The following is a 14215-nucleotide window of genomic DNA, read 5'->3' as shown; positions in this document are numbered from 1 at the left end:
TTAAATTTCCTTTCTTAAATCATGGATTTTTTTTGTAGCCTTTACTATTTTGTCAAAATCATCTGGAACTACGCATTGAGCTCCATCAGAAAATGCTTTTGCAGGATTTTCGTGAACTTCTATCATAAGTCCATCTGCCCCAACTGCCGTTGCACTAAGAGATAAATCTTTTACATATCTTGAAATTCCCGCCGCATGAGATGGGTCGATTATTATTGGAAGATGAGTTTTTTCGTGCAAAAATGGAACAGCAGTTACGTCCAAAGTATTTCTTGTTGCTGTTTCAAAAGTCCTAATTCCTCTTTCACAAAGAATAACTTTTGTATTTCCCCTGCTCATAATATATTCTGATGCCATCAATAATTCTTCATAAGTTGCAGATAGGCCTCTTTTTAATAAAATTGGTTTATCAACTTCTCCAAGTGCTTTTAATAAATCAAAATTTTGCATATTTCTTGCTCCAACTTGAAGAATATCTACATTGTCAAAATATTTTAATTGGTTAATTTCCATAATTTCTGAAACAAGGGCAAGACCTGTTTCTTCTTTTGCTTTTATTAGATAATCAATAGCTTTTTTGCCATAACCTTGAAAAGAATATGGGCTTGTTCTTGGCTTAAAAGCTCCTCCTCTTAAAATTGTTGCACCAGATTTTTTGATTTTTTTTGCAATTGATACAATTTGTTCTTCGCTTTCGACTGAACATGGTCCTGCCATATAAACAAAAGATCCACCACCGATTTTTGTTCCATTTTCGAGAGTAATTATTGTATCTTCTGGGTGAAATTTTCTGTTTGCTTTTTTATAAGGCTCTTGGATTCTTATTACATCATCAACAACACTTTTTGATTTCATATCATCTTTTGAAACCTTGGATGTATCTCCCAAAAGTCCCAAAATAGTCGTTTTAAAACCAACTGCCTTACTTACTTTAAGCCCCATATCTTCAATTTCTTTTATAAGATCTTGTACTTCTTTTTCATTTGCACCATTTTTTAATTTAATAATCATTTTCTTCTCCTAATAAAATCTCTTTTTTCTTTTAAAATTTTTTATGTAATTTTTTAAGCTAATTTATTATTTAAAAATAAAAAAGCTTCCTGGCTATTACCAAGAAGCTAAAATTCAAAAAAACTTAAAATGTTTTAAAATTTTGCACATGATAAATAGCCTTACTTTTGTCAAAAGTAAAGTTAAAAAAGTAAAAGCTAGTTTGTGCAAAATTTAAGTTTTTCATTATTTTCTCCTGTTTTCTAAATTTTCTATATTATAGCATAGAAATTTTTTTCAGTAAAGTTTAATTATTGTGGGAATTCATAATAGCTTCAGTTATTTTTGGTATAACTTGTTTTTTTCTGGATAAAACACCAGGAGCTGAAATTGTTCCATTGTTTACCTTATTTCCAAAAACTTTTTCTATATCATCAAGATAGTTTCCCACGACTAATAATTCAGATTTTTTATTGAAAATATCTGTAAGAACAAGGACAAATGTATTTTCTCCCTTAGCATTTAATCTTTCTTTCATAAGAGCAATTAATTTATCTTTTATAGGATTTAATTCTTCTGGATTCATTGTCATAACTTGTCCAACTCTAATTTTGTCATCTCCAATTGTAAATGCTTTTACATCTCCATCAATTAAATCTTCTGGCGATTTATTTTTAAGACTTGTTCCAGCCTTAAACATCTTCATAGCAAAATCTTCTGGATTAATATCTGCAATTTTTGTAAGTCTATTTAAAACTCTTTTGTCAGTTTCTGTTGTTGTTGGAGATCTAAATAAAAGAGTATCAGAAATTATTGCTGCTGAAAGTAAACCGGCAATCTCTTTTGTAGGTCTTATTCCTGATTCAAAAAACATTTTTGCAACTATGGTTGCAGTTGAACCCACAGGCTCTGCCCTAAAAAATAAGGGTTGATTTGTTACAACATTAGCTACTCTGTGGTGGTCAATTATTTCAATTATTTCTGCATAATCAATATCATCAACTGATTGGTTTCTTTCGTTGTGGTCAACCAAAATTAATTTTTTCTTCTCATCAGAAATCAAATGGTATCTTGAAATTGCCCCAAGAACTTTTCCCCTTGCATCAACAATTGGATAAGATCTAAATCTAGTTTTTCCCATAACTTCACGAACTGTATCAACTGTATCTTCTGGAGAAAAATAAACCAAATTTTCTGTGCTCATAACATTTGCAATTGGAACTGCCATTGGCAAAAGTCTTGCAGTCATAAAGGTATCATATTCTGTTGAAATAATTGTAATATTATTTTTTTCAGCCTCTTTTTTTAGCTCCTCTTTCATATCAGAGCCATTGGTTAAAATAATTAAAGAAATATTTTTATTTATCAAATACTCTTGAGCTTCAAGCCTATTTCCTGTTATAACCAAATCTCCATCTCCAACCAAAGAAGTTTCTGGAGAATCTTTTTCATTCATGGCATAAACCATCATTTTGCCTGTAAAATCTCTAGGTTTTTTTGGATTGACCATAAGCTTTGCAGATAAAATATCCACTATATTTTCAATTGGCGTGTGAGTTCTTCCAATAATTCTATCATCCCAAACTTCCATATAAGAATGGGTTAAGTTTGACAAAGATGCAACTCCAATTAATCTTTCCTTATCATCTACTACAAAAAGAGAGTTCAATTTATTTTCTTGAATTATTGACCAAGCATTTCTAATTGGAAGAGATTCATCAACATTATAAGAATTGTCATAGTCAATATCTTTTATTTGAAGTTTCATAGAATCCTTGTGAAGAGGAGCCTTAACTCCAAAATAATCAAGAACAAATTGAGTTTCTTGATTTACATGACCAAGTCTAATCGGAATCGCCTCGCTATCTCCCAGCCTATTTTTTAGATTTGCATAAGCAAGGGCTGAGCAAATAGAATCAGTATCTGGATTTTTGTGACCTGTAATATAAACTGTTTGTTTCATAATACCTCTAACTTTCGCTATCAAATTTAACTCTAAGTAAATTTATCTTGTAACGTTCAACCTTCTCACAAATCAAAGTAACATCATCAACCTTTACAATATCTCCAGTTTTAGGAAGACGGTTAAGATAATCAATTACCAAACCTCCAACCGAATCATTTTTAACTTCTTTAATATCTCTATTAAAATAATCATTAAAATCATTTATGTGCATACTTGCATCAACTATAAATTCATTATCAGAAACCTTGTAGACTTTTTCATCATCAGGATCATATTCATCGTAAATATCTCCAACAAGCTCCTCAATAATATCTTCAATCGAAACAAGCCCTTCCGTTCCGCCGTATTCATCAACAACAATAGCAAGGGACACATTCATTTTTTTCATTGATTTAAAAAGATCAATTATATTCATATTTTCATAAGCATAGTAAGTTTGCCTTAGCATATCTTTAAGCCTTGGCTCTCTGCCCTCAGCGACAAAAGTAACAATATCTTTCATGTGCAAAACGCCTACAATATTATCAATACTTTCGCCATAAACAGGAATTCTTGAATGCTTAGATTCAATTAAAAATTTATCCAATTCTTCCTTAGTCGAATCAATAGCTATTGCCTCCATATTAGTTCTTGGAGTCATAATATCAGATGCAAAAGATCCAGCAAAATCAAAAACATTATTTATAATTTCACTTTCTTCATTGTTAATAACGCCTTGCTCTTCCCCAACATCTACAATAGTTTTCAAATCTTCTTCTGTAACCTTATCAGAATTATCAGCCCCATCAGATAATTTTTTTGTAAGATATTTTGTAAATAATCCCAATAAAAATACCGTAGGCTTTAAAATTATAGAAACAATATAAATAGCTTTTGAAAATCTAAGAGCTATTTTTTCGCTATTAATTTGAGCTGCAAGCTTTGGAGTAATTTCTCCAAAAATTAAAACTGTTATAGTTACAACAACTGTAGAAATAAAAGCACCAGCAGCTCCAAAAATATCAGTAAAAAATAATGCAGCTATGGTAGTAGTAACAATATTTACAATATTATTTCCAACAAGAATTGTTGTAATTGTGTTTTGGCTATCATCAACGAGTTTTCTAAGCAATGATGCGTTTTTTACATTTTTTTCTTCAAGTTGCCTTAATTTAAATTTGTTTACAGAAGTAATAGCAGTTTCTGAAGATGAAAAAAATGCAGAAAGCAAAATCCCCAAAATCATTACAAATAACTCAATTATATTTTTTGTCGTCAAAACTTCCTCCTTGAATACATTATATGAGAAATTTATAAAAAAATAAAGTGATTAATTAAAGTAATTATGATATAATATGCTCGAAAAAAAGGAGGAATTATGGAAAAAAATTCGAACGAATCACTTGCCGAAAAAATTTTCAGATTAAAAGAGAAAAAAACAAATGTAAAAACTGAAATTATGGCAGGAATTACAACATTTATGACTATGTCATATATTTTGGCAGTAAATCCACAAATTTTGGGAGATGCCGGAATGGATAAGGGCGCAGTATTTACTGCAACAATAATTGCATCAATAATTGCAATTTTAATTATGGCTCTTTACGCAAACCTTCCTTTTGCCCTTGCACCAGGCATGGGACTAAACGCATTTTTTACCTACACAGTTGTAATGACTATGGGAAAAAGTTGGGAATTTGCATTAGCAGCCGTTTTTATTGAAGGAATTATTTTTGTATTTTTAACATTTTTTAATGTACGTGAAGCAATTTTTAATGCCATACCAAGAAGTTTGAAAACTGCAGTATCAGTAGGAATCGGATTATTTATTTCTCTAATTGGTTTATTAAATTCTACTGTAATTGTAAAAAATGATGTAGGCCTTGGACTTGGAAATTTAGTTAGCAAAGAAAGTTTTATATTTTTTATAGGACTTTTGATTATGGCAGTTTTAACAGCAAGAAAAACAAAAGGAGCCTTGTTAATAGGAATCATAATTTCTACAATTATTGCCCTATTTACAGGAGTAAGCAAGCTCCCAGAAGGCGGAATTATTCAATTGCCACCATCACTTAGTCCAATTGCTTTCAAATTAGATTTTTCATCAATGTTTTCACTTGAAATGTTTTCTGTTGTATTCGCATTTTTATTTGTAGATTTATTTGATACAATAGGAACACTTACAGGAGTTGCAACAAAAGCAAAAATGTTAGATGAAAATGGACAGTTGCCAAATGCTGGTCGTGCACTTTTTGCAGATAGTATTGGAACAACAATAGGAGCACTTTTAGGAACATCAACCGTAACAACATTTGTAGAAAGTGCAACTGGAGTTGCAGAAGGTGGAAGAACAGGACTAACTGCTTTATCAACAGGATTTTGTTTTTTCCTATCAATATTTTTCTATCCATTAATCACAATAATTCCAGCTCAAGCAACAGCAGCTGCTCTTGTAATGGTAGGATTATTTATGATAGATTCAATTGTTGATATTAATTTTGGAGATTTCACAGAATCATTCCCAGCCTTTATGACAATAATAATGATGCCATTTGCTTACTCAATTGCAGAAGGAATCGCCTTTGGAATGATTTCATACGCAAGCGTAAAATTATTAACAGGAAAAGGAAAAGAAGTTTCCCCACTTGTTTATGTCCTTGCCTTAGTATTTTTACTAAGATATTTACTTCCATTATTTTCGTAAAATAAGCAAACAAAAATTCCCCATTAATTTTGGGGAATTTTTAAATTAAGATAAAATATTTTACATCTTATCTTCAACTGATTTTATTTTTTGGTCAAGACTTGCTTTTTTGTCGCGTCTGTCGTCTATTTTTATTACTGAATAAACTCTATCTGCTCCATTTTTAAAAACTGATTCTTGGCAGGCTCTGATTGCTTCAAAGGCCCTGTCTATATCTCCATGGATAACTGTTCCCATCGGATTTAATCTTACTTCCAAATCTTCATATTCTTTCAAAACTTTTTCGCATCCTGCTACATATTTTGAAACTGAGGTTTCTTTTGTTCCTATTGGTACTACTGTTAATTCTATAACTGCCATAATATCCTCCTAATATTTTTTATTGTAAAAATCTTCAAATATTTTTATAGCTTCTATGTGATCATCTACTCCGCCAAACTCTCTTATTGAGTGCATAGCAAGAATTGGTGTGCCGACATCGATTGATTTTATTCCGGATTTGGAAGAAACAATTGGACCAATTGTAGAGCCACCGACCTTGTCAGATCTGTTGTGAAAAGTTTGAACTTTTGCTCCAACATTTTTTGCATGTTTTAAAAATCTCGCCCTAGTTTCTACATTTGTTGTATAAGCACCATTAGAAGCTACCTTTATTCCTATACCCATATTTATTCTTGTATTATTTGTAGAATCGAATAAATTACTATAGTTTGGATGAATTGAGTGAGAAAGGTCTGCTGAAATTAAATATGAATTAGAAAGAGAAATAAAATAATCTTCCCTATTATAACCCAAATTCATTACAATTCTTTCCATAATTTCATCCAAAAATGGAGAAGATGCTCCTGTCCTTGTGCCTGATCCAATTTCTTCATTGTCATTTAATACGCACATATTAAATTTTTTATTTTCACTATTAATTAAAGCTGTAAGAGATTGGTGGACACTTGCAAGATTATCAAGTCTTCCAATATGAATAAATTCATCATCACTTCCCATAAGAGATCCTTTTTGCCTATCAAAAAGTGCCAAATCAAAATCTATTATTTTTTCTTCATCTACTCCAATTTCTTTTGCCAATAATTTTTGCAAAAATCCTTCTTTTTTAAAATCATCTTCGATAGTTTTTATAATTGGAGAAAGTTCATCTTGCATATTGTACTTATATCCAGAATTTAATTCTCTATTTATATGAATTGCGCAGTTTGCAATTGTCAAAAGATTTTTTTCAATTTTTACAAGTTTTGATTTAAATTCTCCATTTTCTTCAAAAACAACTTTTCCTGCCAAAGACAAATCCCTATCAAACCAAGAAGATACAATCATTCCCCCATAGCCTTCAACATTAAATTTCAAAAATCCATTTGAAGTCATTTCTGGATTTGATTTTATTTTAAAAGTTGGAGAATCTGTGTGAGATCCAATTATATCAAACCCCTTTCTTGGATCATCTCCCACACTAAAAGCAATTAAAGCTGTATCGTCACGACTTACAAAATATTTTCCGCCTTTTTCTAGTTTCCATTTTTCATTTTCATTTAGTTTTTTAAAACCATTTTTTTCTAAACGATCAATAGAATTTTTGACAGCAAAATAATTTATTGGACTTTGGTCAATAAATTCTATTAAGTCATTGATTATTTCATTTCTATTCATATAATATATATTACCCTATAGATAGCTTTATAAAAGTGATTTTTGACTTTTTGTTAAACTTTGCTTTATAATAATAAAAAGAGTACGGAGGTAAATGTTTATAATGAAAAAATTAGAAGAAGTAATATTAAGCCATGGTAAGGTTCTTGGCAAAGATATTTTAAAAGTTGATTCTTTTCTAAATCATCAAATAAAACCAAAATTGATAAAAGAAATGGGAGAAGAATTTGCTGAGCATTTTAAAGACAAAAATATAAATAAAATTTTGACAGTTGAATCATCAGGAATTGCCCCAGCAGTTATCACAGGTCTTGTCCTTGATTGCGATGTAGTTTTTGCAAGAAAACAAAAATCTCTTACAACCGATGATAATACATTTTCTTCAACTTGCTATTCTTATACAAAAGAAGAGATGAAAAGACTTATTGTAAGCAAGGATTACTTACACGAAAATGAAAATGTCTTGTTGATAGATGATTTTTTGGCAAATGGTCAAGCTGCCAAGGCTATGGTTGCAATTTGTAAACAAGCAGGTGCAAATGTGGCTGGTATTGGAATAGTTATAGAAAAATCCTACCAAGACGGAAGAAAACTTCTTGATGATATGGGCATAGATGTTTACTCTCTTGCAAGAATTTCTCACATGGACGGAAAAGAAATAGAATTTATAGATTAATCTAAGATGGCTTTTGCCATCTTTTTTATTTTAAATTTAAAAAAATAAAAAATCCCACTTTCGTGAGATTTTCAAAATTTAAATTTATGAATTTACTATTACTTCAACCTGCTCTAATAAAACATTTTTATTGTGAGAAGTTATTGATGAATAGGCAAAAATCAATCCTTCATCATCAATATTTAAAGTTTTCATTATTTCTTTTATGTGTTTTTTTAAGTGTGTTTTAGGAATTTTATCGTATTTTGTTGCTATAACAAATCCTGTAAAGCCAGAATCTATTATCCAATCATACATTTCTTTATCTTGTTTTGTTGGAGCGTGTCTTATATCTACCAAAAGAAAAACTTCTTTTAAATTTTCTCTTTCATATAAATATTGGTGGATTAAATTATTCCATTTTTCTTTTTCTGTTTTTGAAACTTTTGCATAGCCATAGCCTGGAAGATCTACCAGCCTAAATTTATCGTTTATTTTATAAAAATTTATGGTTTTGGTCTTGCCCGGTTTTGATGAAGTTTTGGCAAGATTTTTTTTATCCAAAAATGAATTTATAAATGAAGATTTTCCCACATTAGATCTTCCTGCAAAGGCAATTTCTTCAAAATTATCATTTGGAAATTGGGAGGGAAATCCTGCAACTTGATCTAAATTTACTGATTTTATTTTCATAGCAAGGCTTCCTTTAAAACTTCTGAAACTCTTGATACCTTTATAAAGTTTATTTTTTCCCTAACTTCCTTGTCAATATCTTCAATATCTTTTTCATTTTCTTTTGGAATAATTACATTTTTTATATCATAAGCATAAGCTGCGAGGGCTTTTTCTTTAAGTCCTCCGATTGGCAAAACTTCTCCTGTGATTGTAACTTCGCCCGTCATTGCAAGATCCGATCTTACTTTTTTTCCTGTAAGAGCTGATGCAATTGCAGTTGTCATTGTAATTCCTGCTGATGGGCCATCTTTTGGAGTTGCTCCTTCTGGAACGTGAACGTGAATGTCTTTATTTTTATAAAAATCTGGATCGATTTCTAATTCTTTTGAATTTTTTCTCAAATATGAAATTGCAGCTTGGGCTGATTCTTTCATTACATCTCCCAAACTTCCTGTAAATAAATTTGCCCCTTTTCCGTCCATGGCATTTACTTCAATTGTTAAAATTGTTCCGCCAACTTGAGTCCAAGCAAGTCCATTTGCAATTCCAATTTTATCTTCTTTGAGTCTTTGGTCTTCAAAAAATCTCTCCTTGCCAAGATATTTCTCATAATTTCTCATAGAAACATTGACCTTCTCTTTTCCTTCAAGAATTTCTTTTACAGCACGTCTACATATTTTTGCAATATTTCTTTCAAGTGACCTTACTCCTGCTTCTCTTGTGTAGGATTTTATGATTTTTTCTATAACTGGATCTGAAATATTCAAATCATCTTTACAAAGACCGTTGTTTTCCATTTCTTTTTTAATCAAATATCTTTTGGCAATTTCTTCCTTTTCTCTTTGAGTGTAACCAGAAATTTCTATAATTTCAAGCCTATCAAAAAGTGCTGGAGGAATATTTGAAATATCATTTGCTGTTGTTATAAAAAATACTTCTGATAAATCAAAACCAATATCAAGATAACGGTCAATAAATTTATCATTTTGTTCAGGATCTAAAACCTCAAGAAGGGCTGATGAAGGATCTCCCCTAAAATCTGAACCCAACTTATCAATTTCATCTAGCAAAAATACTGGATTTTTTACTTTTATTCTTGATATATTTGATAAAACTCTTCCAGCCATAGCCCCAACATAAGTTCTTCTGTGACCTCTTATTTCTGATTCATCAGTCACTCCACCAAGACGCATGGAAATAAATTTACGATTTAAAGCACGAGCAATTGATTTTGCAATAGAAGTTTTTCCAACTCCAGGAGGGCCAGCAAGACAAATTACAGCAGCTTGGTTGTCTCCTTTTTTCTTTCTTACAGCAATTGATTCTAAAATTCTCTCCTTAACTTCCATAAGTCCATAATGGTCTTCATCCAAAACTTTTTTGGCATGAATTATATCCAAATTATCCTTTGATTTTTTGGACCAAGGAAGAGATAAAACAAAATCAAGGTAGGAAGTTATAACCCCATAATCAGGGCTCATTTCAGGAATCATTTCAAGTCTATCAATACTTTTTAATAAAGTTTCCTTATCTTCCTTATCGATTTTTAATTTTTTAATTTTTTTCCTAAAGGCATCCGCCTCGTTCAAATCTTTTCCTGTCAAATCATTTAATTCATTTTTAACAACATCAAGTTTTTCCCTAAGATAATATTCTTTTTGTCCCTTATTAATATTTTCTTGAACCTTAGAATCTATTTTTTTTGACAAATCTTTTAGTTCAATTTCTTTTTGAATAAGCCTATGAAGATTAATAAGTTTTTCTTCAATATCAAGCTCTTTTAAAAGGGAATAATTTTCTTTTGGACTTAAAGGAAGATAATATGTTATTAAATTTGCAAGTTTATCAATATTTTCAATTTCTACCAAAGAAAAAGCAATTTCTGGTGGAATAGAATTGTCAATTGAAACATAAGATCTAAAATCTTCAACCAACATTTTTTTCAAGGCTTCTATATTTTCGTTACTTTCAAAATTTTCTTCATCGAAAATATATTCTTTAACCTCTGCCTTAAAAAATCCATCTTCAATTTTTACATCCAAAACTTCGCCAACAGATTTTGCTTCAATCAAAACCCTAAGCTCTCCATTTTGCAAATTAAAAGTTTGTTTTATGCTTGCAATTGTTCCATAATCATAAATATCTTCTTTTTTCGGATTATCTTCTAAAATATCTTTTTGATTTACCAAAAAAATTTCAGATTCATTTAACAAAGCATCTTCTACAGCCTTTTTTGAAACTGCTCTTTGGCAATCAAAGTGGACTACTGTATCAGGAAAAGCCCACAAGCCCCTAACAGGAACCATTGGATATTCTTTTGTATCTATTTTATAGATAAAGCTCATTTTATCTCCTTGTAGTAAAAAGGGAGCCCAATGTCTCCCTTTTTTATTTGTATATTAATTTTTTCTTATCTTTTATAGCACCTTTTGATACAATAACTTCTTTTATATGATCTTTTGAAGGAATCTCAAACATTACATCCAAAAGCAAATCTTCCAAAATTGTCCTAAGTCCTCTAGCACCTGTTTCTTGCTTGAAGGCTTTTTCGGCAATTTCTTTGACTGCTTCATCTTCAAAAGTTAATTTTACTCCATCAAGCTCAAATAATTTTTGATATTGTTTTAATAGAGAATTTTTTGGCTCTTGTAAAATTTTTACAAGACTATTTACATCCAAATCTTCAAGTGAAACAACTATTGGAACTCTTCCAATAAATTCTGGAATTAATCCAAATTTCAAAAGATCTTCAGTTGTAACATCTGCCAAAGAAACTTCTTTATTTTCACTATCTTCTGAACCAAAACCAATTGACTTTTTGTTGGTTCTTTGTTTTATTATATCTTTAATTCCATCAAAGGCTCCACCAACAATAAACAAAATATTTGTTGTATCAACTTGGATATATTCTTGGCTTGGATGTTTTCTTCCACCTTGTGGAGGAACATTTGCAACAGTTCCTTCAATTAATTTTAAAAGTGCTTGTTGAACTCCTTCTCCACTAACATCACGAGTAATTGAAGGATTTTCACTTTTTCTAGTTATTTTATCTATTTCATCAATGTAGATTATTCCTGTTTGGGCAAGCTCAATATCATAATCAGCAGCTTGAACTAATTTCAAAATTATATTTTCAACATCTTCTCCAACATATCCTGCTTCAGTCAAACTTGTTGCATCTGCAATTGCAAATGGAACGTTTAATTTCTTGGCAAGAGTTTGAGCAAGAAGAGTTTTTCCAGAACCAGTTGGTCCAAGCATCAAAATATTTGATTTTTGTAGCTCAACATCATCTTTGCTATCATAATTTGAATTTATTCTTTTGTAATGATTATATACTGAAACTGATAGTGTTTTTTTTGCCATTTCTTGTTGGATTACATATTGATCTAAATAATCTTTTATCTCACTTGGTGTGGCAAGATCAATGTCCATGTGGCTGTGTTCAACTAATTCTTCTCTTTGAATAATTGATGAACAAAGCTCAATGCATTCATTACAAATAAAGGCATCTGGTCCTGCAATTAATCTATCAACTTCATCAGCGCTTTTCCCACAAAAGGAACATCTATTTTCTTCAAATTCCATTTTACCCATACTTATTCTATTACCTTGTCTATTAAGCCATATTCTTTTGCTTCATAAGCATCCATAGCAAAATCTCTGTCTGTATCTTTTTGAATTTTTTCAATACTTTGACCAGTATTATCTGCCAAAATTTTATTTAATCTTTTTTTCATTTTTAAAATTTGCTCAGCTTGGATTTGAATATCGCTTGCTTGACCTTGAGCTCCACCTGATGGTTGATGGATTAGGATGTTTGAATTTGGAAGAGAAAATCTCTTTCCCTTTGCTCCAGATGAAAGCAAAACTGCTCCCATTGATGCAGCTTGACCTATACAGATTGTAGATACATCTGGTTTTATATAATTCATTGTGTCATAGATTGCAAGTCCTGCTGTAACTACACCACCTGGCGAATTTATATAAAATTGAATATCCTTATTTGGATCTTGGCTTTCTAAAAATAAGAGTTGAGCAATAATTATATCACTTACTCCATCTTCAACAGGACCTGTTAGAAAAATAATCCTATCTTTTAATAATCTTGAGTAAATATCATAAGCACGCTCGCCCCTATTTGTTTGCTCTATAACTGTAGGAACTAAAAAGTTTTTTGCGTTCATAAAATCTCCTTATCTTTTGGAGTTTATGATTACTAGTCTTCTTTTTCGTCTTCTTTATTTTCTTCTTCTTTTTTAGCTGGAACTAATTTTACATTTTTTTCTAGAAGTTCTACAGCTTTTCTTCTTTTAACATTTTCTATAACTGTATCTCTAGAAACATTCTTTTCGAAGATTTCTTTGAATTTTTCGTAATCGTCTACTCCATATTGTTTAGCGGCATCTTTTATTTCATTTTCTATTTCTTCATCACTTACTTCAATATTTTCTTTCAAAGCAACTTCGTCCATTACAAGATTTGCTTTTACTTTATCTTCTGCAACAGCTCTATATTGATCTCTAATTGCAGACATATCCATTTTTGTCATTTCAATATATTGTTGTAAAGAAATTCCCATTTGACGTAATCTTTGGTCAAGATTTTGCATTTCAAGATCAATTTCTTGGTTTACTAATGGATCTGGAGCGCTTACTTCAGATTTTTCTACCAAAGCTTTGATTGCTTCATTTTGAATTTGATTTTTTACAAATTTTTCTTTATCTTCTTTAAGATTTTTCTTTGTATCTTCTTTTAATTCTTCTAATGTTTCAAATTCAGAAATATCTTTTGCAAATTCATCGTCAATTTCTGGAAGTTCTTTTCTTGAAATTGAATTGATTTCTACTTCAAATCTTGCATCTTTTCCTTGGAATTCTTTTGCTTGATAATCTTCAGGGAAAGTTACATTTACATCAAATTTTTCTCCAACTTTGTGGCCTTCAACTTGTTTTTCAAAATCGCCTACAAATGATTTTGATCCAAGAACTAAATCATGATTTTCAGCTTTTCCGCCTTCAAATCTTTCTCCATCAAGAAAACCATCAAAATCGATATTTACTGTATCTCCATCTTGAGCTTCGCCGTCTTCTATTGGAATAATTCTTGCATTTTCTTCTTGTTGGTGTTTAAGTTCGTGTTCTACATCTTCATCTGTAACTTCTGTTGGGATTTCTGTAACTTCAAGCTCAGAATAATCTCCAAGTGTTGGATGTGGTTTTGTTTCAACTTCTACTTTAAATACAACGTCTTTTCCTTTTTCTATATCGTCAAAATCAACTGATGGTTGATCTATTACTTCAAGATTTAATTCATCAATTGCCTTGTTATAAGGTTCTGGGAAAACTTCTTGAATTGCTTCATCGTAGAATACTTCTACTCCGTACATTTTTTCAATAATTCTTTTTGGAACTTTTCCTTTTCTAAATCCATCTACCCTATATCTAGACTTATTTTTTTTATAAACATTATTAACTGCTTTTTCAAAATCTTCAGCAGCTACTACTAAGTCAAATTTTGCTATATTATTTTCATGTGATTTTAATTCTGTCATCGTTTTGCCTCCTAAAACACTACATACTCATTAGTT

General features: G+C 30.5%; 12 protein-coding genes. 2 read left to right on the top strand and 10 right to left on the bottom strand.

The window, feature by feature from the left end:
- The 3 genes from aroF to I6H46_RS04535 all read right to left on the bottom strand — a co-directional run bounded on the left by aroF (position 1) and on the right by I6H46_RS04535 (position 4214).
- A complete protein-coding gene (gene aroF / locus I6H46_RS04545; RefSeq protein ID WP_019118215.1) occupies positions 1 to 1011 on the bottom strand; it encodes a 3-deoxy-7-phosphoheptulonate synthase in 1011 nt (336 codons plus the stop codon).
- A gap of 286 nt (positions 1012 to 1297) precedes the next feature.
- The gene (locus tag I6H46_RS04540; protein ID WP_019118217.1) at positions 1298 to 2953 is read right to left on the bottom strand and encodes a putative manganese-dependent inorganic diphosphatase; all 1656 of its coding nucleotides are present in this window, start codon (positions 2951 to 2953) and stop codon (positions 1298 to 1300) included.
- 7 nt (positions 2954 to 2960) lie between these two features.
- Positions 2961 to 4214, bottom strand: a complete 1254-nt coding sequence (locus I6H46_RS04535) for a hemolysin family protein (RefSeq protein ID WP_019118218.1) — start codon at positions 4212 to 4214, stop codon at positions 2961 to 2963.
- Between the two features lie 99 nt (positions 4215 to 4313).
- Here I6H46_RS04535 and I6H46_RS04530 point away from each other — a divergent pair, with 99 nt between their 5' ends.
- Positions 4314 to 5639, top strand: a complete 1326-nt coding sequence (locus tag I6H46_RS04530; protein WP_019118219.1) for an NCS2 family permease — start codon at positions 4314 to 4316, stop codon at positions 5637 to 5639.
- A gap of 60 nt (positions 5640 to 5699) precedes the next feature.
- Here I6H46_RS04530 and I6H46_RS04525 read toward each other — a convergent pair whose 3' ends face one another.
- Together I6H46_RS04525 and I6H46_RS04520 are read right to left on the bottom strand one after the other, a co-directional pair.
- A complete protein-coding gene (locus I6H46_RS04525) occupies positions 5700 to 5999 on the bottom strand; it encodes an MTH1187 family thiamine-binding protein (protein ID WP_004838072.1) in 300 nt (99 codons plus the stop codon).
- A 9-nt stretch (positions 6000 to 6008) separates the two neighbouring features.
- Positions 6009 to 7295 (bottom strand): M18 family aminopeptidase, encoded by a 1287-nt coding sequence (locus I6H46_RS04520; protein WP_019118220.1) that lies wholly within the window; start codon positions 7293 to 7295, stop codon positions 6009 to 6011.
- Positions 7296 to 7398: 103 nt separating this feature from the next.
- On the opposite strand from I6H46_RS04520, the gene I6H46_RS04515 reads away from it, so the two are divergent.
- Positions 7399 to 7971 (top strand): xanthine phosphoribosyltransferase, encoded by a 573-nt coding sequence (locus I6H46_RS04515; RefSeq protein WP_026074055.1) that lies wholly within the window; start codon positions 7399 to 7401, stop codon positions 7969 to 7971.
- A gap of 84 nt (positions 7972 to 8055) precedes the next feature.
- On the opposite strand, the gene yihA is transcribed toward I6H46_RS04515, so the two are convergent.
- From yihA to tig, 5 genes are read right to left on the bottom strand one after another with little or no spacing between them, the layout of a single operon-like run.
- Positions 8056 to 8643: a ribosome biogenesis GTP-binding protein YihA/YsxC gene (gene yihA / locus I6H46_RS04510; RefSeq protein ID WP_019118222.1), complete on the bottom strand. Its 588-nt coding sequence runs from the start codon at positions 8641 to 8643 to the stop codon at positions 8056 to 8058.
- Positions 8640 to 10970: an endopeptidase La gene (lon, locus tag I6H46_RS04505; RefSeq protein ID WP_200226228.1), complete on the bottom strand. Its 2331-nt coding sequence runs from the start codon at positions 10968 to 10970 to the stop codon at positions 8640 to 8642. Before lon ends, yihA begins: the two co-directional genes overlap by 4 nt.
- A gap of 43 nt (positions 10971 to 11013) precedes the next feature.
- Positions 11014 to 12222, bottom strand: coding sequence for an ATP-dependent Clp protease ATP-binding subunit ClpX (clpX, locus tag I6H46_RS04500; protein WP_004838067.1), 1209 nt, complete (start codon positions 12220 to 12222; stop codon positions 11014 to 11016).
- A 2-nt stretch (positions 12223 to 12224) separates the two neighbouring features.
- Positions 12225 to 12812 (bottom strand): ATP-dependent Clp endopeptidase proteolytic subunit ClpP, encoded by a 588-nt coding sequence (gene clpP / locus I6H46_RS04495; protein ID WP_004838066.1) that lies wholly within the window; start codon positions 12810 to 12812, stop codon positions 12225 to 12227.
- Between the two features lie 32 nt (positions 12813 to 12844).
- A complete protein-coding gene (gene tig, locus I6H46_RS04490; protein ID WP_019118223.1) occupies positions 12845 to 14179 on the bottom strand; it encodes a trigger factor in 1335 nt (444 codons plus the stop codon).
- Positions 14180 to 14215 lie beyond the last annotated feature (36 nt).

It is taken from the genome of Anaerococcus obesiensis (assembly GCF_016599815.1).
Lineage (GTDB): Bacteria > Bacillota > Clostridia > Tissierellales > Peptoniphilaceae > Anaerococcus > Anaerococcus vaginalis.
This window is presented reverse-complemented; position numbering and strand designations above follow the sequence as displayed.

Bases quoted from the DNA above. Each gene is read 5' to 3' on its own strand.
- aroF (WP_019118215.1), bottom strand. From the start codon at position 1,011: ATGATTATTAAATTAAAAAATGGTGCAAATGAAAAAGAAGTACAAGAT.
- I6H46_RS04540 (WP_019118217.1), bottom strand. From the start codon at position 2,953: ATGAAACAAACAGTTTATATTACAGGTCACAAAAATCCAGATACTGAT.
- I6H46_RS04530 (WP_019118219.1), top strand. From the start codon at position 4,314: ATGGAAAAAAATTCGAACGAATCACTTGCCGAAAAAATTTTCAGATTA.
- I6H46_RS04525 (WP_004838072.1), bottom strand. From the start codon at position 5,999: ATGGCAGTTATAGAATTAACAGTAGTACCAATAGGAACAAAAGAAACC.
- I6H46_RS04520 (WP_019118220.1), bottom strand. From the start codon at position 7,295: ATGAATAGAAATGAAATAATCAATGACTTAATAGAATTTATTGACCAA.
- I6H46_RS04515 (WP_026074055.1), top strand. From the start codon at position 7,399: ATGAAAAAATTAGAAGAAGTAATATTAAGCCATGGTAAGGTTCTTGGC.
- yihA (WP_019118222.1), bottom strand. From the start codon at position 8,643: ATGAAAATAAAATCAGTAAATTTAGATCAAGTTGCAGGATTTCCCTCC.
- lon (WP_200226228.1), bottom strand. From the start codon at position 10,970: ATGAGCTTTATCTATAAAATAGATACAAAAGAATATCCAATGGTTCCT.
- clpX (WP_004838067.1), bottom strand. From the start codon at position 12,222: ATGGGTAAAATGGAATTTGAAGAAAATAGATGTTCCTTTTGTGGGAAA.
- clpP (WP_004838066.1), bottom strand. From the start codon at position 12,812: ATGAACGCAAAAAACTTTTTAGTTCCTACAGTTATAGAGCAAACAAAT.
- tig (WP_019118223.1), bottom strand. From the start codon at position 14,179: ATGACAGAATTAAAATCACATGAAAATAATATAGCAAAATTTGACTTA.